The following is a 23,420-nucleotide window of genomic DNA, read 5'->3' as shown; positions in this document are numbered from 1 at the left end:
GTCATTTAAATATTTTGATTAAAGGTATCACAATTCGCAACTTGACCGGATTTCAAGCCGGTGTTAAACCATTGTACCCGCTGCGCGCTGCTGCCATGGGTAAAGCTGTCCGGCACCACCTGCCCGCGAGCACGTTTCTGTAAATAATCATCGCCAATTTTATGGGCGGCATCCATCGCTTCCTGCACATCACCCTGTTCCAGAAATTGGGTACGTTCATGATTATGGTAAGCCCAAACGCCGGCCAGACAGTCTGCCTGCAATTCCTGACGCACTGAAAGCTGATTACTTTGCACTTCGCTTGCTTGCTGACGTGCTTGCTGTACTTGAGAAGAAATACCTAAAATCGTCTGGATATGATGCCCCACTTCATGGGCCACGACATAGGCCAGCGCAAAATCCCCCGCCTGATCATTGCGGGAAAGTTCGGTGGCATTCTGTTCTCCGGTAATGCCCATTTGGGTACGCATATCTTTAAAGAATGCAGTATCGATATACACTTTCTGGTCTGTCGGGCAGTAGAAAGGCCCCATCGCCGCCTGAGCAGTACCACAACCAGAATTCACGATGCCGTTAAACAACACCAGTTTCGGTGAGACATACTGCTGATTTAACTGCTGCTGAAACACCTGATTCCAGGTATCTTCAGTATCTGCCAATACAGTTCCAACAAAATCAATCGACTCCTGCTGTTCTGGCGTGGGATTTTCCAGGCCACGTGTTTCTGCCGCACCCGATACCCCCTGAGTGACCTGCTTGGTGGTTTGATAAGCCTGTTGTGGATCGACACCGAAAAACTTCCAGGCCACAAAGGCCACAATCAATCCAACAATACTGATTCCGCCAGCTTTGGCACCACCACCACGACGGTCTTCTACATTGCTACTGACACGACGACCTTTCCAACGCATAGTCTTTTCCTTTTCTTAATCTGCTTAATATCCAGATATTTCCACACCTTAAGCTTTTGATGATTTAGGCCAGATTTTCTTAATCAGGCTGATGACCAGCATGACCAGCAGACCCGCTAAAATTCCTACTGCGAAATTAATCAAGGTCGGTGTTACGGCACCGACAATGTTTCCAATGCTGGGAATATCCTGCACATAAGCAACACTGTCTTCAGTAAAGTGATGAATAAAAGGAATTGCATGGTTAATAATTCCACCGCCCACCAGAAACATCGCAGCGGTCCCAACAATAGAGAGAATTTTCATTAAGATCGGGGCAAATGCCAACAAGCCACGTCCTATTTTTTGTTTAAAATCGGACTGCTGTTCAGTCAGATGCAGACCGATATCATCCAGTTTGACAATCAGCGCAACAAAACCATAAACACCAATGGTCATCACCACCGCGATCAGGCTTAAAACAGTCACTTTGGTCAGCATCGAGGCTGCAGCGACTGTTCCCAAGGTAATCACAATAATTTCAGCAGACAAGATAAAGTCGGTGCGAATGGCGCCTTTCACTTTTTCATTCTCAAACTGGTGCAAATCCATTTCCTTATGGATTAATTGTTCACGCGCCTGTTCAGCATCTTTGGCCTTCGGTGCATGCAAGGTATGAATAATTTTTTCCACGCCTTCATAACATAGGAACAAACCACCCAGCACCAACAAGGGATTAATCAGCCAGCCTGCAATAAAGCTGATTAATAATGCCAGCGGCACCAAAATCAGTTTATTGACAAAAGAACCTTTGGCAACTTTCCAGACCACTGGCAATTCACGATCAGCCCTCACACCTGTCACTTGCTGCGCATTTAAAGCCAGATCATCACCAAGGACGCCTGCTGTCTTTTTTGCTGCCATTTTGCTCATGACAGCGACATCATCCAGAACAGTAGCAATATCATCTAATAATAGTAATAAACTGCTCGCCATACTTATTATCCTTATCTTCTTTCCATCTAGTTTAATCAAAATTCTTAAAAATATTGTATTCACTTGTTTAATTTATAAGATTTTTTTACGACAGCTTTTTTTCTGGCTGACAATCAAAAACAGAATGCCGTACAATGTTGCCATTCGTTAAAATACAGCTGTAGTACTGACTACCCTTTGGAATAGATAATGAGTAATCAAGATAATCGTCCAGTGATCTTGACGGGCGACCGTCCTACCGGACAACTCCACCTCGGCCACTTTGTGGGTTCATTACGCTCTCGTGTAGGTCTGCAAGATTCTCACCATCAACACTTGTTACTCGCCGATGCTCAAGCCCTAACTGATAATGCGGACAATTTTGAAAAAGTACGTCGTAACATTATTGAAGTGGCGACGGATTATCTGGCTGTCGGTATTGATCCAACTAAAACCACAATTTGTGTTCAGTCATGCTTACCTGCCTTAAATGAACTGACCATGCTATATCTCAACTTTGTGACTGTTTCACGTCTTGAGCGTAACCCGACCATTAAATCTGAAATCCAGATGCGTGGTTTTGAGCGTGATATTCCAGCCGGCTTCTTGTGCTACCCGGTGGCTCAAGCTGCTGACATTACAGCATTTAAGGCAACGGTTGTTCCTGTGGGTGAAGATCAAATTCCAATGATCGAACAGACCAACGAAATCGTGCGTCGTTTAAACCGTCAAATTGGTCATGACCTGCTACCAGAATGTAAGGCACTTCTTTCCAATATTGGTCGCCTACCTGGTTTTGATGGAAAAGCAAAAATGTCGAAATCTTTGGGCAATACCATTGTGCTGGATGCGACAGATAAAGATATTAAGAAAGCCGTCAATGCAATGTATACCGATCCGAATCATCTGCGTATTGAAGATCCAGGTCAGGTCGAAGGCAATGTGGTATTTACTTATCTAGATGCCTTTGACCCAAATAAAGAAGAGCTGGAAGAGCTCAAAGCCCATTATCGTCGTGGTGGTTTAGGCGATGGTACAGTGAAAAAACGTCTAGAAAGTATTTTAAAAGAATTGATCGGCCCAATTCGTGAGCGTCGTATTGAACTGGCTAAAGATCCCGATTACATCATGGATATCCTGAAAACCGGTACGGATAAATGTCGCGATATTACCCAGGCGACACTGGATGAAGTTAAATCTGGCCTCGGTGTATTCCATTTTTAATTAGAAAAAATTGCTCTTAAAAGCTCTTCTGATGAAGAGCTTTTTTGTTTAAGCTAAAATTGCGCAAAAATGATGCAAATATCCCCACATAATCTTCATAGTTTTAACCTTATTTAACATGTATTAACATGAATACTGATGAGTCATATGAGAATGCATCCTATTATGGTCATATTCAGTAAGGAATCAGATTTAACTCTCTCCACAGTTAATGAAGTAGTTTGAAAGACATTCCTTTTTCTACGCAATGACAACCCCAATCATTGCGTTTTTTTTGTTTATAGTTTTTCAAAATGCTAAAAAAATCCTGCGTTTAAGCAGGATTTAATCGTGGCTAAGAATTAATAACTGAACAAGCCTTTTTCTAATGGTATTTCGATACCTAAAGAAACTCCGCTATCTCGACCATTTACCTTTGAATCACCAACCCATGCATTAATTTTAAGCGGCATTTCTGGACGGATATAATGTGACCAGGTCAAATCCAATGCTTTAATCTCATCATTAAAAGCAAAAGCAGCATTATTAACGGCGGCTCGTTCCGATTGATTCACATCAGCAAAAAGTATACGACCCGATAAGCGGTTCATAAAATCAATACGAATGTCTCCACCCACGGAAATCATCTGCGCATCACCACCTAAAGCATGTGCTAAAGGATAATCATGCTGATAAAATCCATCGGTATAATTCGTATGGTTATAGGAAATACCTTGAACCTTGCCATTAGTACGGGTATCTGGCCATTCTGTGTAGAGCTGATATGGCATATTTTTTACAGTGGAAGAATAGTCAATTCCAGCCAAATACATTTTTTTTGCAGGTAAGCCCCCAGCCTCATCCTCTCCTACATATTGAGCATATAGACCTACCGGAATTTGGATAAGAGAAAATAAATTTAACCGCGCATCGAAGCCGGCAATCTGGTTAGATGGGTCTGGTTCACCTGTACCCCCATTATCTTTACTACCCACAAAAGCATCCCACAGCGAACTTAAACTTTCAGGTCGTCCCTCCCCACCCCACTGAATCGCACGCGAGGCACCAAGCTCTAAATAAGGTAAAGGCTGTGTGTAACACGCAAACCAATCAATTTGGCGTCTGGAACTGCGCTATAGTCATCGAGTTGACCGGCAAAAGCCTGATATTGCCACGGCCCAATCCAAGATAACCATTTATTTTCAAATGCTGTCTGTTCTGCACGTTGAACTGTAAAGCCATAGACTGGACGACTGGCATCACCACGAATCAAGCTGCCATCATGGCTTGGGCCCCAGTAAGTTGGAATCTGCCCAGCAATCAACCATTGACTCCAAAGTTTTCCTGCCAGATAAGAACCTTCAAGATTTACATCCTGATCATTATCAATTTGTGGATCTTTTTCAGCATTCACCCTGATTTTGGCATCCCAGTTTGTACTGCCAGCATTAAACTCTAAAGCTGCCTGATATTGTGCTTTTTACTGATCCCCGAAAGCCTGTGGAATATTTTTTTGATCGGTTTCTGCAAATACACCCAATTTTAGCTGTTGATTATCTGCCTTTATTTTAGCCAGAACCGAATCGATCACACGCTGCTGTACAATATTGCTGATCTGCGCATTTGATAAAGCTCGTTGAATTTCATCCCCACTCAGTGGCCAGGTTGAGGTACTGATTTGAATGACTCCTTGCTGGTTTAACCAGTTCAGGTCAGTACGCAAATTTGCATCATTTAGAACCAGACCTTGAGCAAAAGCAGGAAGCGCAAGCGTAGTCAGTAATACACTCAATAATGTTTTTTTAGCAACATGGGATGAATATTCTCAAGTTTATTTTCTGCTTCACCTTAATCGCTCCTATGTTAATTTTCAACAATTAAACTGTTGTTTTTTACTTAAGCTTTTAGATGTATCGACAAAAAATAACCCACACAATGGTGGGTTATTTTTAATTCAGAATTTAAGCATTTTTATGACGCATATGCGGGAACAAGATCACATCGCGGATACTTGCTGCATTGGCAAAGATCATCACCAGACGGTCAATACCAATACCCTCACCTGCTGTTGGAGGAAGACCGTATTCCAGTGCTTCTACAAAGTCTGCATCGTAATGCATAGCTTCATCATCACCAGCATCTTTTTCAGCAACCTGTGCTTGAAAACGTTCAGCCTGATCGATTGGATCATTCAACTCCGAGAAGCCATTTGCCAACTCACGACCACCGATGAAGAATTCAAAACGGTCGGTAATGTGTGGATTGTGATCATTACGGCGTGCCAATGGAGAAGTTTCCGCTGGATATTCAGTAATGAACGTCGGCTGACGCAATTTGGTTTCTACGGTTTCTTCAAATACCATGGTTTGCAGTTTGCCCAGACCAAAACCTGGCTTCACTTGCTCTTTCAATTCTTCCTGAAGGAATTTTGCCAGGAACTCACGGTCATTGACATTTTCAGGAGTAAATTGCGGGTTATTTTCCAGAATCGCATCGAACATTGAAATTTTCTTGAATGGCCCTTTGAAGCTATACACTTCATCGCCATAAGGCACGTCAGTCGTACCCAAGATATCAATCGCCAGACGCTCTAGCATTTGCTCGGTCAATTCCATCAAGTCTTTGTAATCTGCATACGCCTGGTAGAATTCAATCATGGTGAATTCAGGGTTATGACGGGTAGAAACACCTTCGTTACGGAAGTTACGGTTAATTTCAAACACACGTTCAAAACCACCGACTACCAAACGCTTTAAGTAGAGCTCTGGCGCAATACGCAAGAACAATGACATGTCCAGTGCATTGTGATGTGTTTCAAAAGGACGTGCTGATGCACCACCTGGAATCACATGCATCATTGGCGTTTCAACTTCCATATAGCGCTTTTCAGTCAGGAAGGCACGGATACCCGCCACAACTTTGGCACGAATTTCAAAAGTTTTACGTGTTTCTTCATTAACGATCAGGTCAAGATAACGTTTACGATACTTCACTTCAGTATCGTTCAGACCATGGAACTTGTCTGGAAGTGGACGCAATGATTTGGTCAGTAATTCAAAATGTTCGATATGTACATACAAATCGCCTTTACCCGAACGACCGATATAACCTTCGACTGCAATGATATCGCCAAGGTCCAGACCTTTAATGGTAGCAAGTACATCTTCTGGAAGTTCTTTACGCGCCACATACAGCTGGATACGACCTGTCATGTCCTGGATCACGATAAATGAACCACGGTTCAACATCACTCGACCGGCAACTTTGACGTAGACCTTTTCGCCTGCTTCAATTTCTTCTTTAGATTTATCAGCGAACTGGTCTTGTAAATCTTGGGCATAATGCTCACGCTTAAAGGTATTCGGCCATGGGCTCTTACCTGTTTCTTTTGTCTGAGCTTCGATTTGCTTTAACTTGGCATGACGCTGTGCAATTAAATCGTTTTCGGAAATGATTTGTTCAGAAGTCGATTGAGCGTTAGTTTGCGTCATCTCTGCCTCGAATAAGATTAGTTAAAAAATAGAAGTTGCATAGAATAGCAGAAATCCTTCTCAAATCGTAGCGTAAAGACTCTCAGGAACCGGCTTTTCTTTGGAAAAATCCACTATCTTGCTATTTACACCATTCGGTTCAACCCATCTGTCACTCTTTTAAATTCCCTTTCTTCAACCTTTTGCAGCACCCAGCTGCTCTCAGTTGGGATTAAAGTTTAAATCAGACAGGAGTTATACAAAATCATTGCACTGCAAAATTGTGGCTTAGACCAATAGCTAACTGCCTTGTACACCCAGACGTTCTACAATGACGCTCAGATTGAAGATGATGTGCCAATCAACAAATAACCAATATGGCATGTCCCATAAAAATGAGTAATGAACTATGTCTAAGATTTTGTTTTTACATGGCTTAGATTCCTCCAGAGAATCCACCAAGTTCCATGCCATTGATGTGGTACATAAATACTGTATCGATGTCGATTATCGAAATCTGAGTTATAGTTCGGTCACCGAGTTTTATCATGAGATGATTGAAACCATCAAACCGGATATTCTGGTCGGCCACAGTCTTGGCGGTTATTGGGCACTGAAAATGTCACAAGCGTATCAAATTCCATGTGTAGTGGCCAATCCCATTTTGCAGCCTAACTTCCGCGATGATTATCCGCCGATTGGGCATCATGATTTACAGCATGATATTCCTCAGTTTGCCTATCTGGAGCTGGGCGATGAAATTCTGGATATGCATGCGGTTCAGACACAACTTGAAGACTATATGCAAATTCAGGCAGTTGATGGCGGCCATCATCGTCTGGAACATCCTGAGCAAATTAATACACTGATTCAGGAAATCGAAGATCATTTTATCAGGCAATAAAAAAGCCCCACAATTTTGGGGCTTTTTTTAAATGTATAACTTAAGCAACTGCCGCTTCAGGCTGAGATTTGTCATCCAGCACTGACCAGATATCCAGGCCTAATTCAGCATGCAGGTCAGGAAGATCAAGGAAGATACTTGCACCAAGTACTTCATGTTGACATTTTTGAGCCAGTTCATTTACAGCTTTTAAGGTTCCACCAGTTGCCAGAACATCATCCACAATAATTACTTTCTGGGACTGAACGTTCGCAGACATTTCTAAACGATCCATACCATATTCCAGGCTATAACCTACACCGACCACTGGAGGTGGCAATTTACCTGCTTTACGCACCAGCAATAAGCCTTTGCCTGTACGTTGTGCCAACAAGCTTGCCAACACAAAACCACGCGCTTCAACCGCAATAAAGCTTTCTACTTCTGCCAGTTTGTCAGCAGGAATGCTGGCAATCAAAGCGTCAGTCAATGGACCAATATTGCCCATGAAAAGTGGGGTCAAATCAAAGAAGCAAATTCCTGGTTTTGGAAAATCTTGGACCGTACGAATGTGAGACCACAAAGAAGTAGACAAATTGCTCATGGGAGATCTTAAAAAAAGAAAAGGAATATGGGAATTTTAAACCTATTTGAGTGAAACGAACAAGCCAAGCTGTCTAATAAAAACCCGATGTTTAACCACAAGATATTGATTTTATTATATTGATTTATTTTAAAAATATTTAACCCAGACTTTACTGATTTTAAATTACCTAAAAACTCAAGTTTTTACTGCACGACTTTGGTCTATCCCCCAAGATAAACGCTCATTTTTGCCATCCTCAGCTTTTTATCCTTTAACCGTCTGCGCTAGAAAAGCTGATTGGCGTGATTTTCTGATAAATGAGGAATGTGTCGTCTATTCTGCTGCTAATTTCGCTGATTAAGCTTTTATTCACTTTACTTTATGAATAGAACTGCGTAAAAATTTAGCCAAATATGTTCACTGTTAAAAAGTCATATTCTTTTAGAGTCTTGCCTTTTATGGATTTTAAGCTGACGCCTACAGTTGCTCAGTTTTGGAGAGTTACATGAGAAAGTTTCAATGCATCGTATGTGGATGGATTTATGACGAGGCAGAAGGTTGGCCTCAAGACGGGATCGTGGCAGGCACCAAATGGGAAGATATCCCAGATGACTGGACCTGTCCAGATTGCGGCGTGTCTAAAATTGATTTCGAAATGATCGAAGTCTAATCACGTCCAGTTAAAGGCCATATCCATATGGTCTTTTTTATGCCTTTCAATCATTTATACAGCATGGAGCTCTACCATATGGAAACGACTATGCATCCTATCGTCATTATTGGTTCAGGTATGGCGGGTTATGCCGTAGCACGTGAATTTCGTAAACTCAATCCAGAACATGAATTGCTGATGATCTGTGCGGATGATGCGGTCAATTACGCCAAACCGACGCTCTCCAATGCTTTGGCTGGCAATAAAGCGCCTGAACAAATTCCACTAGGCGATGCGGCTAAAATGTCAGCACAGCTGAATATGCGCATTGAACAGCATACCTGGGTCAAAGCCATTCATCCGGAAGATCATCAGCTGGTTCTGGAAAAAGATGGTCAGGAAAGTACGCAACATTATAGCAAACTGGTATTAGCCATCGGTGCCAATCCAGTACGTCTGGCGATTGCCGGTGATGCCAGCGATGACATTCATGTCGTCAACAATTTGAGTGACTATAAAGCTTTCCGTAACAATCTGGCAGCACGTGAAGACAAACGTGTAGTAATTTTAGGTGCAGGCCTGATTGGCTGTGAATTTGCCAACGACCTACAAAATACCGATCATCAGGTTACAGTCATTGATTTAGCCCCTCAGCCACTTGGCCGCTTATTGCCAGAACATGTTGCTACTGCATTCCAGAAGAATCTTGAAGAAACCGGCATTCACTTTGTCTTGGGCACAACAGTCGAAAAAGTCTCTTGTGCGGACAATGGTGATTATCTGGTCACGCTGGCCAACGGTCAGTCTTTGGTTGCTGATGTGGTGTTGTCTGCGGTGGGCTTACAGCCAAATATTTCTTTGGCGAAACAGGCAGACGTACATACCAGTCGCGGAGTGTTAACCACTGCACAACTGGAAACCAACCAGGCTGATATCTATGCGGTGGGCGACTGTGCCGAGGTCAATGGCACCTTATTGCCTTATGTCATGCCGATCATGCAACAAGCCCGCGCTTTGGCAAAAACCTTAAATGGCGAACATACTGCTGTACATTATCCGGCTATGCCAGTGGCAGTTAAAACGCCTGCTGCACCTTTAACGGTATTGCCTGCACCGGTTGATGTGAATGTCACTTGGGAAACTGAAGAATTTGACGATGGCATGCTGGCCAAAGCGTTCGATGCTAACGGCACCTTACGTGGTTTCGTGCTTTTGGGCGCCACTGCAGCCAAACAGCGTCTGACCTTGACCAAGCAGGTTCCTGACTTGATTCCGGCTGCGGTTTAGAGGTTTAATAGCAAGGATATTTTTTAAACGAAATATCCTTTAATTAGGACAGCGACCATGTACAGCGCAGCACAGTTTAATCTTTCCCCTTATACCTCGTTTATGCATGAAACCAAGGTCGATCTAGGCAATGGGATCCAACTACATGTCGAGGTTGGCGGAAATCCGGAACATCCCACCATTTTGCTGATTATGGGGCTGGGTGGGCAAATGCTGTACTGGCCTGACTTTTTCTGTAAGTCACTGATTGACAATGGCTATCACATCATCCGTTTTGATAACCGTGATATTGGCCTGTCTTCAAAAGTTCATCACAAAGGTCCACGCCTGAATACTCTGAAAATGATGAGCCGGTTTGTGCTGGGTCTGGGTAATCAGGGTGCACCTTATGATCTGTATGATATGGCCGAAGATGTCAGTCTGTTGATTGAAAAAATGCAGCTGGAACAAGTCTATGTGCTGGGTGCTTCGATGGGCGGTATGATTGCCCAGATTCTGGCCGCGCGTTATCCGGACAAAGTCAAAAAACTGGGCTTACTGTTTACCAGTAATAACCAGCCGATGTTGCCACCGCCCTTCCCTAAGCAACTCTTTAGTTTGATTGACAAACCGGCTTCAACAGATGAAGATGGCATTGTTGATCATAGTTTGAAACTGTTTAAGATCATCGGCTCACCAGGTTATGTCAATCATCTGGAAGCGGTGCAGACCGCCCGTAAATTATATAAGCGAAGTTACTATCCTGCTGGTGTACTTCAACAGTTTTTAGCAATATTATGTACAGGCTCATTGCTGCAACTGGACAAGCAAATCAAACAAGAAACCCTGGTTGTCCATGGTTCTCGAGATCGATTGCTGCCTCCTAGCCATGGCAAGGCCGTTGCGAAAGCAATTTCAGGGGCTAAATTTGAATTAATTGATGGAATGGGGCATGATATCCCACCGCATTTTATTCCATATCTTAGCGAATTATTTGCTGATCATTTTAAATCATAAACATTAGGACACTATGGCTGCATTACCATCCCTAAGACAGCTGTCATACCTCGTAACACTGTCAGAGACGCTACACTTTACAGAAGCTGCTCGCCGCTCCTTTGTCACCCAGTCAACCTTGTCTGGCGGCATCATGGAGCTGGAGCGTTTACTCGGTGGCGTACTTGTTGAACGCGACCGCCAGAATGTTCGTTTAACGCCTCTTGGTGAACAAGTGGTTGCACGCGCACGTGTTCTACTGGCCGATGCTCAGGACCTAATGCGTTTAAGTCGTGAGATGAGTGAACCCCTAACCGGTGATCTACATCTCGGCGTCATTCCAACAATTGCACCTTTCCTATTGTCCCAGCTGCTGGATGAAGTGCATAAGCAATTACCAAAAATCCAGTTGCATCTGCATGAAGCACAAAGTGAAAAGATTGTAGAAAAGCTGGAACATGGCAACCTGGATATGGTGGCTTTGGCATTGCCTTTCGACACCCGTGGTCTGAAAGTTGCTGAAATTGCCAAAGAGAATCTGTATCTGGTTTACCAAAGATCTGATCAGCATGCTGCACAAGCAAACTCTTTAGAAGATCTGGATCTGTCTCGCCTGATGTTACTTGAAGAAGGTCATTGCCTGCGTGATCATGCCTTGAGTGCCTGCCCGATTGGTGAGCGTAAAAATGATCACCGTTTAAAAGCCAGCTCACTGCCGACTTTAATCGAAATGGTGTCTGCAAATCTGGGCTTTACCCTGCTGCCTGAAATTGCGATCCATACCAATATGGTGAAAGCCAATCCTGAAATTCTGGTTAAACCAATCAATGCGGCCCCAAGCCGTACCCTGGCATTGGTGACCCGTAAAAGCACGCCGCTGCAAAGCGAGTTTGATGTGTTATTACAGATTTTCCAGAAAATCACTCAGCACAACGCTGCTTGATTTTCACCGAATAAAAAGGGAGTACATGTTGCTCCTTTTTTATATCTTGAATTGAATACATTCAGTCCGCCTAGAAACTTAAAATCTCTACATTTCAGCTAAATCCCTATTCTTTGGGATAGGCATTTGCATTTGCCTGATTCACAGTATAGCTCTCTATCAGCATCTACAGGATCGTGTTTTATTGGCTAGCCTCTTGCCTGCACCAGTTTTAGTGATTCGTTCACCGACTGGACTCGACCTGTCAAAAATCCAGACCGTGCTGCTGCAACTGGGCTATCAGCCAGATATGCTGCTGTATGCGGACAATATGCTGTCTGCACAATCCATGATTACTGAACATCTACCCAACCTGATTCTCTATCATGCAGCAACAACTTCAGAGATCAGTTTGATTCATCAGCTGAAACAGCAAAGCCCAGATACACCTGTTATTGCCATATTCAATACTCATTCCACAGCACTGATCTATTCTGCTTTATTGTCCGGAGCAGATAGCTATATGCAGCATCAGAATTCATTTTCCGAGTTTGCTGAAAGTCTGAAAACTGTCTTGCGCGGTGGTGCTTACGTCAATACTGAATTGGCAGACTATATCCTGCACCAGCCCATTGCCAAAACCTGTCTCAACTTCGCTGAATTGCAGTTATTAAAAGTATTGAGTCAACATCAATCGCAAACCGAACGACAAGATCAGCTCCAGATGAAGAACTATCAGATATATAGCCGGGTCAAATACATCTATCGAAAACTGTTCAGACTCAGCTTGAACAGTTCAATTGTATGTTCGAAATAAAAAAGAGGCTGAATATTCAGCCTCTTTAAATACTTAAACTTATTTAAACAGCTCTAACAGAATACGTTGTGCATTATGCGGTTTTTCACCTTCTTTGGGCTGTGCCCGCAGCCAAGTACCATCACCTTGCAATAACCAGGATTGCTGATTGTCTTTCAAGTAATTCAACAGACCTTGTTGATAGATGCGTTTTTTCAAGGCTTCATCTTCGACCGGGAAACAGGCCTCGACCCGATTAAACAGGTTACGATCCATCCAGTCTGCACTTGAACAGTAAATACGTGAATTGCCATTATTGCTGAAATAATACACGCGGGTATGTTCCAGGAAACGCCCGACAATTGAACGCACCCGGATATTTTCCGACAGACCCGGCAACCCCGGACGCAAACTGCAAATTGAGCGGATAATCAGGTCAATCTGTACCCCGGCCTGAGAAGCCTCATAGAGTTTGTTAATCAATTGCATTTCGGTCAGTGCATTGACTTTGACAATAATCTGCGCCGGTTTCCCTGCTTGAGCATAGGCAATTTCATTATCGATATAGTTAAGTAACTGGGCATGCAAGGTAAATGGCGCATGTAGCAGCTTTTTCAGCTTGGCCATTTTCCCCATACCGGTCAATTCCTGGAAAATACGATGCACGTCTTCACACAGATCTTTATCTGTCGTTAATAGACCATAATCGGTATAGATTCGTGCATTGCCGGCATGATAATTACCGGTACCCAGATGCACATAGCGCACCAGTTTGTTATTTTCCCGGCGCACCACCAGAATCATCTTGGCGTGAGTCTTGTAACCAACAATGCCGTAGACCACGACCGCACCCGCTTCTTGCAGGACATTGGCCACCGCAATATTGGATTCTTCATCAAAACGTGCACGCAATTCAATCACTGCGGTGACTTCCTTGCCATTGCGGGCAGCTTCAGCCAATACCTGCACAATTTCAGAATCTGGCCCACTGCGGTACAAGGTTTGCTTGATCGCCAGCACTTGCGGATCGCGTGCCGCTTCACGTAATAATGAAATGACCGGCGCAAAAGATTCAAAAGGATGGTGCAGCAAAATATCCTGTTTCTGCATCGCACTAAAAATATTTTCAGATTTTTTCAGTACTTTAGGAATGATGGGAGTATGCGAGTCATAACGTAAATGCGGACGTTTAAAGTTAGATAGCAAACGTGCCAGATTGACCGGGCCCGCGACTTTATAAAGCTGCTCGTCGTCCAGATCAAATTCATTCAGTAGATATTCATAAATATGCTGCGGACAATTTTCTGTCACTTCCAGACGCACGGCGCGGCCAAAACGGCGTGAACTGAGTTCGCCTTTGAGTGCCTTGGCTAGATCTTCAACATCTTCATTCAAGGCTAAATCGGCATTTCGGGTAACACGGAACTGATAACAGCCAGTCGCCGTCATCCCCGGGAACAGATCAGACACATGCTCATGAATAATCGCCGACAGCATCACATGATGTTCTTTTCCATCGGTCAGTTCATCCGGTAAACGCACTACGCGTGGTAATGAACGCGGTGCAGGCACCACAGCCAGATCAATCTGCCGACCAAAGGCATCTTTGCCTTCCAGTGTGACAATAAAGTTCAGTGATTTATTCACCAGTCTCGGGAATGGATGCGCAGGGTCCAGACTGATCGGCGTGAGAACCGGCGCAACCTGCTCTTGAAAATATTTTTTAATCCAGGCAGATTGTGCCGGAGTCAGCTCACCACGGCGCAGGAAACAAATATCTTCATCACGCAGTTTTGGCAGAATTTGTTCATTTAAAATACGGTATTGACGTTCAATGGCAGCATGTGCGGTTTTAGAAATCTGTTCTAAAACCTGCTTTGGAGTCAAGCCATCCGGACTCCGACTTTCATTATCCAGATCCAGCTGTTCCATCATTCCTGCGACCCGGATTTCAAAAAACTCGTCCAGATTACGCGAGAAAATCAACAGGAAATTCATGCGTTCGAGCAATGGATGTAAAGGATCGACAGCCTGTTCCAGGACACGTAAATGGAAGTCTAGGATAGACAGTTCGCGATTAATATAACGATCATTATATGTATATTCGGGCTGTGCTGAAGTTGTGCTGGCTGCCGTATTCATATCAAACCTATGCGGATTTAAAATTGTGCTTATCCCTCCAAGTATGCTTCAAATTGATGACAATTTCATAAAAAAAGCCCAAATAATTGGGCTTTCTCTTCAAATCATCAATTAAGGTAATTCTGCATAACGCATATAGCGCTGAATCATCCGCTTACGAGCATTTAATGCAGAGGAATTGCGATGATCCTGGAAATATTTCGGATTGGTCAAAATGGCAGCCAGAAAGATGGCTTGATCGTGGGTCAGGCTTTGTGCGGTTTTACCGAAATAATGTTTGGCCGCTGCTTCAACGCCGTAGATATTATCCCCGAACTCGATCGAGTTTAAATAGACTTCCAGAATTCGTTCTTTCGACCACATGCGTTCCATCATCCAGGTCGCGACTGCTTCCTGACCTTTACGCACAAAGGAACGCTTGTTGACGAGGAACAGGTTTTTCGCCAATTGCTGGGAGATTGTCGAACCACCGGCCACTACACGGCCCTGATTTCTGTTTTTATTCAGCGCAGTTTGAATTCCGTCCCAGTCAAAACCATGGTGATGAATAAATTTTCCATCTTCCGCAGTGACGATGGCACGTTTCAGATTCAGGCTGATTTCGTCATAGGGACGCCACTGATGCTGAATCGCTTTGGAAGGTTCTGTCCAGTAATCAATCCGCATCATCATGGTGGTGTTCACCGGATTGGTTCGCCACCAGGCCAGACTGGCAAAGATCCACAATTGAACCAGCAGAATCACACTGACGATGACGAGCATCGTGCGGATCAGAAAGGCTTTCATGTCAGTGCGTTACTCCTGAAAATTTAATTTTTCGTGTTAAGCTTATTCGAAATATACAATCACAGCAAAAAAATAGCATGTCTGAATACTCTCCCCCTGTCGAACATCGCAAACTTGAAATGCATCTCTGGTGGATCACCGCCATTTTAATCGGGATCAATGTTGGATTATTTGGCTGGCAAGCCATGCATGGCATGGATGTTAGCCAGCCGAGTACCCGAGACGCTATTCTCTGGGGTGCCGATTATGCACCTTTAACCTATTTAGCGGAACCCATGCGCTTGTTTAGCAGCATGTTTTTTCATTTTGGCCTGATTCACCTGATGTTGAATATGTGGGCCTTGTATATTTTTGGTAGTGTTGCCGAACAGCTGTTTGGCCGGATGTATTTTATTGGCCTGTATGTGTGTGTCGGATTAATGGGCAGCCTGCTCAGTGGCTATATGAACATTCAGGACAGCTATAGCCTGATCGAAGGCGGTGTGGCCAATCCCGATTTATTGCCTGCGGTCAGTGCCGGCGCATCTGGTGCCGTGATGGGACTCGGTGCTTCACTCACGGTGCTGGCTTTATTGCCAATGCTGCCACAGCAACGTTTTATTCTGGATAAAAAAACCCTGGTGATGGTGATGGGTCTAAACCTCGCGCTGGGCTTTATGATCAGTGGAATCAACAATGCCGCACATATTGGCGGCATGCTGATGGGGGCTTTTCTCACCTTGCTCTGGTACATCGGGCAAAAAATGCAGCGTAGCCACCTGTTCAATCTGATTGCCTTGATTGTCGGGTTCGGCCTTTGTGTGCTGCTTTATCAACATAACTTGGCCTTACTAGAACCCATTCGCCCACTGTGGCAAGAGATTCTGGAAATGATGCAACAGCAACTAAAACTTTAACTCTCAGCCAGTTTAAAAATCACGGAGATGAATCTTATTGATTCATCTCACGCAAGCTTTGTAAGGGTGGAATCTCTGACAGATAACTCAGGCGATAACGGCCAATCAGCGCACATAAAGTGGTCATAAAGATCGGCAAGATAATCCAGATTTCCCAATGCGGCTGAATCATTAAATCCATTTTATAACTGGCAATCGCACTGATCACTTCGGCAAACAGGCAGGAAACTATTCCGGCAAACAGCCCAATAAAACCAATTTCCAGACTCATCATGGTTTTCAGTTTCTGCTTGGAACTACCGAATGATCGTAGCAAAGCCACTTCACGTTTGCGCTCATCCATCAACAGGTTCAGACAGGCCATCAGTACCAGAAAACCGGAAATGCTGACCAGTACTGCCAGAATCGTCACGATTTGCACTAGCACATTCACAATGCGTTTGATCTCTTCCAGAATCAGGCTGACATCAATAAACACCGTGTTGGAAAATTGCTGGATCACAGACACCAGTTTGCCCTTATCTACTTCCGGGACATAAAAACTGCCCAGATAACTGCCGGCATTGGCATCCATGGTATTGGGTGCAAAGATAAAGAAAAAGTTGGGACTAAAACTTTCCCATTCGACGGTTCTTAGATTAACGACTTTAGCTTCCAGTATCCCTTCAGGCAGACTGAAACTGAGTTTATCTCCAATCTTGATCCCTAACTCTTCAGCAGTATTGGCTTCGACCGATACGGTGCCGACTTGTTTTAATACCGCGTCACCACTGACAATCACATTATCCTGAGGATAGCGGTTTGACTGGGTCAGATTCAGTTCACGTCTTAAGGTATTGCTACTTTTCACCAGTTCCTCGGCAAAAGGCTGATCATTTTTGGCGACCAGACGCCCACGGACATTTGGATACAGTGGTGTGCTTTTCCAGCCATTCTGCTCAAGTTGGGCTTTCAGGGCTGGCATCTCAAAAGGCGGTAAACCGTAAACGAACTGGTTCGGTGTACCTTCCGGTAACTGTTGCTGCCAGCGCTCCAGCAGATCGGTACGCAAGACGGCCAATACTGTAATCAGGCTCAAGCCCAAGGCTAAAGCCGTAATCTGCAAGGCGGTCTGAGAAGGCGTGCGTACATAGGCTGACAGATTCAGCTTCATATTCCGCAGCAGTTTCAACACCCCCCATACCGTCAGATACAGCACTGCACATAACACAATAATCGCGCCAATCACCCAGGCGGTCAGCAGCAAGTTTTCGGTCAAAATCACACTAAAAATAATCAGGCTGAGCGTTCCAGTCAGCAGCATCCACAGCATGGATTGCACTGATTTTTCCTGCTGGCGGATCACCCGAATTGGCGGGGTATTCAGCAATTGCAACAAGCTTGGCATGACAAAGCCGAGTAACACCACGGCACTGGTCAGCATCGCGACTGGCAATGGTCCGAGCAACATTGCCAGGGCTGAAAATTCAATCTGCAAATTTGGAATCAGCTGCAACATCAATTGCAACAGTCCATAACCCAGACTGATCCCGACCACGGTACCAATTAGCATCGCAATTAACAGCACCATCCCAAGTAAAGCCAGATAAGCCGACAGAATCTGCTGCTTGGTGGCACCGATACAACGCATCAAGGCAATATGATCCTGATTCTGCTGCACATAACGCTGCGCGGTTAAAGCAATGGCAATCCCACATAATAGAATGGTCAGAATATTGGCCAGTTGCAGGAAAGTGTCCAGATTGGCGATTGGCTTCATCAAGCGGGTATTGCCTTCACTGGCATTGCGTAACCTGAGACTGCTTTGCTCCTCAAACTCCTGCCCTTGCACTTCCGTTGGTGTTTCAGCTGAGGCGTTTGCTGACTTGACCTGCTGCTTGAACAGGGCTTCATATTGTTGGGTATCATCCGGACGGCCAGCCATAAGTAGGCGATATTCAATCCGGCTCCCCACCTGAATGGCATTGGTTCGTGCGACATCTGCCTGGGAAATAATTACGGTCGGCGAAAATCCGGAAAATCCAAGTTCCTGATTGGAGTCCTGTTCAATCTTGGCGGTGACTTTAAACGCCGCATCGGCAATATTGAGCTGATCCCCCAGTTTGACTTTGAGCAAATCCATGGCTCGTGGACTGAGCCAGATTTCACCAGACTGAATCGATTTTTTTGCCGGTTGCACCCGCAGTTCACCACGCAAAGGAAAAGCCTGATCAATGGCTTTGACATTGACCATGACAAACTGCGCATCGGTATAGGCCATACTGCTAAAGAAAGTGACGTCTGACTGCTTTAAATCCAACTGCTTGGCCTGATCACGCCACTGCTCCGGCAAAGGCTCATTATCTGAAAGCACCAGATCACCGGCCAGCATTTCTGCTGCCTGCAAGGCGACTGCATTTTGGATCTGCTCATTACTAAATTTAAGTGCAGTGGTCGCGCTAATTGCCAGCGTTAAGGCAATAATCAGCAGATAAATCCCGGTCGTTTTAAAGCTTTGCGTCAGTAAAGGACGAAATAACGGATTCATTTCATCCTCCACTCGGATGTTCAATCAGCTCGCCATTCAGCAGTTCAAAATGCCGCTGGCACTGCTGCGCCAGTTTGCGGTCATGCGTCACCAGCACCAAAGTCGTCCCCAGTTCCCGGTTTAGTTGAAAGAGTAGTTGTTCAATTTCTCTGGCCGTTTCACCATCGAGATTGCCCGTAGGTTCATCGGCAAAAATGATTTTTGGTTCACTGACCAGTGCGCGTGCAATCGCCACACGTTGCTGTTCTCCCCCGGACAATACTTTTGGGGTTTGCTGCGCCTGTCGATCCAGACCGACCTTATGTAGTAATGCCAACGCCTTTTGCTCAGCTTCTGCATATTTAAAGCCGGGCTGCAGGCGCAGTGGCAGCATTACATTTTCAAGTGCAGTCAGGTGCGGTAAGAGCTGAAAAGACTGAAAGACAAATCCGATATTTCTTAAACGTACCAGCGCACGTTGTTCTTCATTCAAGTTAGACACTGATTCGCCACAGACCAGAAGCTGACCTGAACTTGCCTGATCCAGTGTCGCCAGAATACCCAGTAATGTGGATTTTCCGGAACCGGAACGACCGGTAATAGCCACTTGTTCTCCGGCCTGAATATCCAGATCAAGATCCTCAAAAATGGTGAGCTGTTTTTGTGAAAGTTGTATCTTTTGTGTCAATTTCTGGGCAGAAATAATAGCCTGTGGCATGATGGTCGAATCGTTGCTGCTTTGAATCATACGTGTCCTATATGAAAGATCTTAATCAGAAAACTCGGCTATTGCCTTACTTTTTTTTGCTCAGTCTGTGCCTGTTACCTCTTGGGGTTTCAGCAAAGACGATTATGATTTTAGGTGATAGTTTAAGTGCAGGTTATGGTATCCAGCCCCAGCAGGGTTGGGTACATTTATTACAAAAGCGTTTAGAGCAACAGTATCCGAAACAGCATAAAGTGGTCAATGCAAGTGTCAGTGGCGAAACCACCAGCGGAGCGCTGGCCAGACTACCAAAATTGCTACAAACACATCGTCCAGACCTTGTGGTGATTGAGTTAGGTGGCAATGATGGCTTGCGTGGACAACCACCGCAAATGATTCAAAAAAATTTAGCCAGCCTGATTCAGCAGAGCCAGAAAGCCAAAGCCAAGGTCATTGTATTTGGTATGAAAATGCCGCCTAACTACGGTCAGGCCTATAGCAAAGCTTTTGAAAATAATTATAAAGTGGTCAGTCAGCAATATAAGGTGAAGTTATTGCCCTTCTTTATGCAAGGTGTAGCCGGCAACAAAACCCTGATGCAAAAGGATCTGATTCATCCAAATGCCAAAGCACAGACGATCCTGTTAAATAATGCTTATCCATATATTAAAGGCGCTTTATAAAGCGCCTTTAACTTATTTTAGAATGTATTTAGATGAATCGTGATTAGAAATCGAAGAATGTCACTTCACCAGTTTCCAGTGAATATTCAGCACCGACGACTTTTAATTTTCCTTGTCCAATCAGGTTTTCCAGAACGGCTGAACCATGACGCAACTGATTCACCGAAGCAAATACATTGGAACGTACCGCATGCTTGGATAATTTTGCCAAGTCGTTTTTCAGTTCAGTTTGCATTAAGGTTTCAACTGAAGGACGTACGCGGTTCACAATCGACATCAGGTTTGCCGATGGCGGGCAATCCGGACACATCAAGGTATCAATAGTGGCTTTAATCGCACCACAGTGACTGTGACCTAACACCACCACAATCGCGCAATCATAACGTGCCGCGGCAAACTCAACACTGCCGACCTGTGAAGGTGCAACAATATTACCTGCAACACGAATCACAAAAAGATCGCCGAGACCCTGATCAAAAACCATTTCGGCTGGAACGCGCGAATCTGAACATCCCAAAACAATCGCAAACGGATTCTGATCCTCTGCCATTTCTGCGCGCTGTTGGTGGCTAAGTTGTTTTGGATGCGTGGTATCGCCACTGACAAAACGTTGGTTACCCTGTCTAAGACGTTCTAAAGCTTCTTGAGCTGTGAGCATTCTTTTCTATCACCGATGGTTTTAGTTGCAATATCTTACTGCCAGTTTTTTTGAATGTCACTTGCAAAAAATCTTAGCTGATTAAATTTTTAGCATTTATCTAATTTCATTTCTGCAGGGAATTTATGCGTAATACATCACATTTTCCAGTCATTTAATGCAATCTAGCAAAAAACTAATGGGTGACAAGCGCAAAGATTGATTTAAAATAGAATGAAGAATAATGTTTTTATTTGAATGAAAATTGCAAATTTATAACATGGAAGTATTTTGATTGAGCAATTTGCTCACTGGGTTTGTTTTGGGGAATGGCCAATGAAGAAAATAATAAAATTGCGCTCGAAAATGATTTGTTCAGCCGTAGTTGCCTTAAGCATGGCATTACCGGGCCTGACACATGCTCAAATACTGTTTAGCCAGAAAAATGAAACATCTGCCAAAGTCTTGCAGCAGCATCTGTTGCAGGAACGCAGCCTTGCCGGTCTCAAATCCAAGACCCTCAAAATTGGCGAGGTCACCTGGAGTTATAGCGAAGGCGGTGCCAAGAACAAACCATCCATTCTACTGATTCATGGTCTGGCCGGCACGCGCGACAACTGGAACCGGGTCGCCCAGTTTCTGACGCCCTATTATCATGTCATTATTCCGGATCTGCCAAGCAACGGCGACACCAAAGTTCCGGACAATTTTGATGTTTCTGTGCCCAATGTGACCTCTCAACTGCGTTTGTTCCTTGAAACCTTAAATGTGGACGAAAATTTACACATTGCCGGCCACTCTCTGGGTGGATCGATTGCTACGGTGTATGCTTCACAATATCCTTTCGATACGCAAAGTCTTTTTTTAATCAATAGTGCTGGTCTTTACAAAATGGGGAATACTCCCTATACCAAAGATCCTCAATCCTTAAAAGACCTGATCGTCAGCAAACCCGGTGATCTGCAAGATGTTTCCAAACAGCTGATGCAGAATCCGCCAGTGATTCCTTATCAGTTACGGCATGCACAGGAAAAACTGTTGATTTCACGCGCTGAACAAACCAGCAAATCGATTGATCAGGTGGTGATGCTAAATCGGATTTATACACCGGAAACCTTTGCCCGCCTGACCCGCACGGTAGAAGCACCCACCTTGATTTTATGGGGCAGACAGGATCGGATCATTAATGTCGAAGTAGTTAAAGAACTGCATGCCCTGCTGAAACGTGCCGAAAAACCGGTGATTTTAAACAATGTCGGGCATATGCCGATTCTGGAAGCAGAAAAACAGGTCGCACAACATTATTTGCCTTTTCTGGCCAAGACGCAGACCCTAAAAAACCCGCTTGCTGATAAACTCATTCCTTTAAATTAAGTTTCAGAGATGCTATGCAGAAACACCCGATGATTGAGCAGTTGATCGATGCTCAACTTGATTTTCTCGATCAGGCATTTTCTCAATCTGAAACGATTCAAAGCGAGTTTCATGCATTTTATTTGTGGCTGCGTAAACAGACGCTAAAAGAGCTGTGGAGCTGTGAACTGATCAATCAGCTTTTACAAAAACAGATTCTGGGTACTGTAGCCAGCAGCTTTCTGATTGAACAGATTGCCGAGCATATCCGTTTTGCATTGGTGCATCCGGTCAATGATACCACCACGATTGCCGATCTGATTCCAGTCCTGACCGTCGATAAAATCGCCCAGTATGTGGCCAGCAAAAGTGGCCATCGTCAGCGTCTGATTAAAACCGTCGTGAATAATCCGGCATTTTCAGCCATGATTACCCAATTGATCCAGCATTCCATTCAGGATTATATGGATAACTCCATGATTGCCAAAAGCGTGCCCGGGGTTTCCCGCTTTATGAAAATGGGCAAATCCGTTCTGGAAAATGTCACCGATACCAACCTCGATAGCACCATTGCACGTTATCTGCAAAAGAACATTCTGAAGCTCAGCCAGATGAGTGAGCATGTACTGAACCAGCATTTTGACGACGAGAAACTCTATCATTTTCAGGCCAATCTCTGGCATAAAATCAAAGACATGCCAGTATCGGTCTTGAAGAATTATATTGAGCTGCAGGACCTGAATCAGACAGTCGGCTTAGGTCATGACATCTGGGATCACATACGCCAGACAGACTATCTGCAGCAGCAAGTGCATGACGGAATTCATACCTGGTATGTCCGCAATCAGGAACATACCTTTGATCAGTTATTACGTGATCTGAATATTGATGAAGCGCTAATTCAGAATGAATTGCAGCAACTGCTCAGTCCGGTAATCCAGCAGATGGTTTCTCAAGGCCATTTACGTGAGCGTGCACGCAAATATCTGGAACAATTTTATTATCATGAAGATACTTTGAAAATTCTTAAGATTTAAATAAAAAAGCCGCTATAAAGCGGCTTTTTTTGTCT

At 44.3% G+C, this 23,420-nt stretch carries 20 protein-coding genes and 1 pseudogene; 11 read left to right on the top strand and 10 right to left on the bottom strand.

Annotated features, from left to right (window positions below):
- Window positions 1-5: 5 nt before the first annotated feature.
- Together FTV42_RS04495 and FTV42_RS04490 are read right to left on the bottom strand one after the other, a co-directional pair.
- Complete coding sequence (locus FTV42_RS04495; RefSeq protein ID WP_180037680.1) at window positions 6-911, bottom strand: neutral zinc metallopeptidase; 906 nt, start codon at window positions 909-911, stop codon at window positions 6-8.
- 48 nt (window positions 912-959) lie between these two features.
- On the bottom strand, window positions 960-1,886 hold the full coding sequence (locus FTV42_RS04490; RefSeq protein WP_180037677.1) for a DUF808 domain-containing protein: 927 nt from the start codon (window positions 1,884-1,886) through the stop codon (window positions 960-962).
- Between the two features lie 189 nt (window positions 1,887-2,075).
- Between FTV42_RS04490 and trpS the strand changes: the two genes are divergently transcribed.
- The gene (gene trpS, locus FTV42_RS04485; RefSeq protein ID WP_180037676.1) at window positions 2,076-3,089 is read left to right on the top strand and encodes a tryptophan--tRNA ligase; all 1,014 of its coding nucleotides are present in this window, start codon (window positions 2,076-2,078) and stop codon (window positions 3,087-3,089) included.
- A 341-nt stretch (window positions 3,090-3,430) separates the two neighbouring features.
- On the opposite strand, the pseudogene FTV42_RS04480 reads toward trpS, so the two are convergent.
- Together FTV42_RS04480 and lysS are read right to left on the bottom strand one after the other, a co-directional pair.
- Window positions 3,431-4,860: pseudogene (locus FTV42_RS04480) on the bottom strand (capsule assembly Wzi family protein).
- A gap of 169 nt (window positions 4,861-5,029) precedes the next feature.
- The gene (gene lysS / locus FTV42_RS04475; protein WP_180037674.1) at window positions 5,030-6,559 is read right to left on the bottom strand and encodes a lysine--tRNA ligase; all 1,530 of its coding nucleotides are present in this window, start codon (window positions 6,557-6,559) and stop codon (window positions 5,030-5,032) included.
- Between the two features lie 388 nt (window positions 6,560-6,947).
- Here lysS and FTV42_RS04470 point away from each other — a divergent pair, with 388 nt between their 5' ends.
- Window positions 6,948-7,442: a YqiA/YcfP family alpha/beta fold hydrolase gene (locus FTV42_RS04470; RefSeq protein WP_004279417.1), complete on the top strand. Its 495-nt coding sequence runs from the start codon at window positions 6,948-6,950 to the stop codon at window positions 7,440-7,442.
- 40 nt (window positions 7,443-7,482) lie between these two features.
- On the opposite strand, the gene FTV42_RS04465 is transcribed toward FTV42_RS04470, so the two are convergent.
- Entirely contained in the window at window positions 7,483-8,025 is a 543-nt protein-coding gene (locus FTV42_RS04465) for an adenine phosphoribosyltransferase (protein WP_180037672.1), read from the bottom strand.
- 487 nt (window positions 8,026-8,512) lie between these two features.
- On the opposite strand from FTV42_RS04465, the gene rubA reads away from it, so the two are divergent.
- From rubA to FTV42_RS04440, 5 genes are all read left to right on the top strand, one after another.
- The gene (rubA, locus tag FTV42_RS04460) at window positions 8,513-8,677 is read left to right on the top strand and encodes a rubredoxin RubA (protein ID WP_004646274.1); all 165 of its coding nucleotides are present in this window, start codon (window positions 8,513-8,515) and stop codon (window positions 8,675-8,677) included.
- Window positions 8,678-8,767: 90 nt separating this feature from the next.
- Entirely contained in the window at window positions 8,768-9,946 is a 1,179-nt protein-coding gene (gene rubB, locus FTV42_RS04455) for a rubredoxin reductase RubB (RefSeq protein ID WP_034438229.1), read from the top strand.
- 57 nt (window positions 9,947-10,003) lie between these two features.
- On the top strand, window positions 10,004-10,942 hold the full coding sequence (gene estB, locus FTV42_RS04450) for an esterase EstB (protein ID WP_004646272.1): 939 nt from the start codon (window positions 10,004-10,006) through the stop codon (window positions 10,940-10,942).
- 13 nt (window positions 10,943-10,955) lie between these two features.
- Window positions 10,956-11,864 (top strand): LysR family transcriptional regulator OxyR, encoded by a 909-nt coding sequence (gene oxyR, locus FTV42_RS04445; protein ID WP_180037670.1) that lies wholly within the window; start codon window positions 10,956-10,958, stop codon window positions 11,862-11,864.
- A gap of 184 nt (window positions 11,865-12,048) precedes the next feature.
- Window positions 12,049-12,660 carry a response regulator transcription factor gene (locus FTV42_RS04440; protein ID WP_005262366.1) on the top strand — a complete coding sequence of 204 codons (612 nt, stop codon included), beginning with the start codon at window positions 12,049-12,051 and terminating at the stop codon, window positions 12,658-12,660.
- A gap of 39 nt (window positions 12,661-12,699) precedes the next feature.
- Here the strand turns inward: FTV42_RS04440 and ppk1 are convergent, their stop codons facing one another.
- Together ppk1 and mtgA are read right to left on the bottom strand one after the other, a co-directional pair.
- Window positions 12,700-14,781: a polyphosphate kinase 1 gene (gene ppk1 / locus FTV42_RS04435; RefSeq protein WP_005107537.1), complete on the bottom strand. Its 2,082-nt coding sequence runs from the start codon at window positions 14,779-14,781 to the stop codon at window positions 12,700-12,702.
- 111 nt (window positions 14,782-14,892) lie between these two features.
- Complete coding sequence (gene mtgA / locus FTV42_RS04430; protein ID WP_180037668.1) at window positions 14,893-15,567, bottom strand: monofunctional biosynthetic peptidoglycan transglycosylase; 675 nt, start codon at window positions 15,565-15,567, stop codon at window positions 14,893-14,895.
- A 77-nt stretch (window positions 15,568-15,644) separates the two neighbouring features.
- Between mtgA and FTV42_RS04425 the strand changes: the two genes are divergently transcribed.
- On the top strand, window positions 15,645-16,463 hold the full coding sequence (locus FTV42_RS04425; RefSeq protein WP_114541160.1) for a rhomboid family intramembrane serine protease: 819 nt from the start codon (window positions 15,645-15,647) through the stop codon (window positions 16,461-16,463).
- Window positions 16,464-16,497: 34 nt separating this feature from the next.
- Here FTV42_RS04425 and FTV42_RS04420 read toward each other — a convergent pair whose 3' ends face one another.
- Both FTV42_RS04420 and FTV42_RS04415 read right to left on the bottom strand, forming a co-directional pair.
- Complete coding sequence (locus FTV42_RS04420) at window positions 16,498-18,990, bottom strand: ABC transporter permease (RefSeq protein ID WP_180037666.1); 2,493 nt, start codon at window positions 18,988-18,990, stop codon at window positions 16,498-16,500.
- 1 nt (window position 18,991) lies between these two features.
- Window positions 18,992-19,717, bottom strand: a complete 726-nt coding sequence (locus FTV42_RS04415; protein WP_180037664.1) for an ABC transporter ATP-binding protein — start codon at window positions 19,715-19,717, stop codon at window positions 18,992-18,994.
- A gap of 11 nt (window positions 19,718-19,728) precedes the next feature.
- On the opposite strand from FTV42_RS04415, the gene FTV42_RS04410 reads away from it, so the two are divergent.
- Complete coding sequence (locus FTV42_RS04410) at window positions 19,729-20,358, top strand: arylesterase (protein WP_180037661.1); 630 nt, start codon at window positions 19,729-19,731, stop codon at window positions 20,356-20,358.
- Window positions 20,359-20,401: 43 nt separating this feature from the next.
- Here the strand turns inward: FTV42_RS04410 and FTV42_RS04405 are convergent, their stop codons facing one another.
- Window positions 20,402-21,016, bottom strand: coding sequence for a carbonic anhydrase (locus FTV42_RS04405; RefSeq protein ID WP_004646264.1), 615 nt, complete (start codon window positions 21,014-21,016; stop codon window positions 20,402-20,404).
- 315 nt (window positions 21,017-21,331) lie between these two features.
- Between FTV42_RS04405 and FTV42_RS04400 the strand changes: the two genes are divergently transcribed.
- Window positions 21,332-22,369, top strand: a complete 1,038-nt coding sequence (locus FTV42_RS04400; protein WP_180037659.1) for an alpha/beta fold hydrolase — start codon at window positions 21,332-21,334, stop codon at window positions 22,367-22,369.
- Window positions 22,370-22,383: 14 nt separating this feature from the next.
- Window positions 22,384-23,385: a hypothetical protein gene (locus tag FTV42_RS04395; RefSeq protein ID WP_180037657.1), complete on the top strand. Its 1,002-nt coding sequence runs from the start codon at window positions 22,384-22,386 to the stop codon at window positions 23,383-23,385.
- Window positions 23,386-23,420 lie beyond the last annotated feature (35 nt).

Source organism: Acinetobacter sp. YH16052 (genome assembly GCF_013417155.1).
Taxonomy (GTDB): Bacteria; Pseudomonadota; Gammaproteobacteria; order Pseudomonadales; family Moraxellaceae; genus Acinetobacter.
The sequence above is the reverse complement of the archived record's forward strand: the minus strand, read 5'-3'. Positions and strand labels throughout refer to the sequence as shown.

What these genes read in the sequence shown, in the direction of transcription:
- FTV42_RS04495 (WP_180037680.1), bottom strand. Translation starts at nt 911, where the DNA reads ATGCGTTGGAAAGGTCGTCGTGTCAGTAGCAATGTAGAAGACCGTCGT.
- FTV42_RS04490 (WP_180037677.1), bottom strand. Translation starts at nt 1,886, where the DNA reads ATGGCGAGCAGTTTATTACTATTATTAGATGATATTGCTACTGTTCTG.
- trpS (WP_180037676.1), top strand. Translation starts at nt 2,076, where the DNA reads ATGAGTAATCAAGATAATCGTCCAGTGATCTTGACGGGCGACCGTCCT.
- lysS (WP_180037674.1), bottom strand. Translation starts at nt 6,559, where the DNA reads ATGACGCAAACTAACGCTCAATCGACTTCTGAACAAATCATTTCCGAA.
- FTV42_RS04470 (WP_004279417.1), top strand. Translation starts at nt 6,948, where the DNA reads ATGTCTAAGATTTTGTTTTTACATGGCTTAGATTCCTCCAGAGAATCC.
- FTV42_RS04465 (WP_180037672.1), bottom strand. Translation starts at nt 8,025, where the DNA reads ATGAGCAATTTGTCTACTTCTTTGTGGTCTCACATTCGTACGGTCCAA.
- rubA (WP_004646274.1), top strand. Translation starts at nt 8,513, where the DNA reads ATGAGAAAGTTTCAATGCATCGTATGTGGATGGATTTATGACGAGGCA.
- rubB (WP_034438229.1), top strand. Translation starts at nt 8,768, where the DNA reads ATGCATCCTATCGTCATTATTGGTTCAGGTATGGCGGGTTATGCCGTA.
- estB (WP_004646272.1), top strand. Translation starts at nt 10,004, where the DNA reads ATGTACAGCGCAGCACAGTTTAATCTTTCCCCTTATACCTCGTTTATG.
- oxyR (WP_180037670.1), top strand. Translation starts at nt 10,956, where the DNA reads ATGGCTGCATTACCATCCCTAAGACAGCTGTCATACCTCGTAACACTG.
- ppk1 (WP_005107537.1), bottom strand. Translation starts at nt 14,781, where the DNA reads ATGAATACGGCAGCCAGCACAACTTCAGCACAGCCCGAATATACATAT.
- mtgA (WP_180037668.1), bottom strand. Translation starts at nt 15,567, where the DNA reads ATGAAAGCCTTTCTGATCCGCACGATGCTCGTCATCGTCAGTGTGATT.
- FTV42_RS04425 (WP_114541160.1), top strand. Translation starts at nt 15,645, where the DNA reads ATGTCTGAATACTCTCCCCCTGTCGAACATCGCAAACTTGAAATGCAT.
- FTV42_RS04420 (WP_180037666.1), bottom strand. Translation starts at nt 18,990, where the DNA reads ATGAATCCGTTATTTCGTCCTTTACTGACGCAAAGCTTTAAAACGACC.
- FTV42_RS04415 (WP_180037664.1), bottom strand. Translation starts at nt 19,717, where the DNA reads ATGATTCAAAGCAGCAACGATTCGACCATCATGCCACAGGCTATTATT.
- FTV42_RS04410 (WP_180037661.1), top strand. Translation starts at nt 19,729, where the DNA reads ATGAAAGATCTTAATCAGAAAACTCGGCTATTGCCTTACTTTTTTTTG.
- FTV42_RS04405 (WP_004646264.1), bottom strand. Translation starts at nt 21,016, where the DNA reads ATGCTCACAGCTCAAGAAGCTTTAGAACGTCTTAGACAGGGTAACCAA.
- FTV42_RS04400 (WP_180037659.1), top strand. Translation starts at nt 21,332, where the DNA reads ATGAAGAAAATAATAAAATTGCGCTCGAAAATGATTTGTTCAGCCGTA.
- FTV42_RS04395 (WP_180037657.1), top strand. Translation starts at nt 22,384, where the DNA reads ATGCAGAAACACCCGATGATTGAGCAGTTGATCGATGCTCAACTTGAT.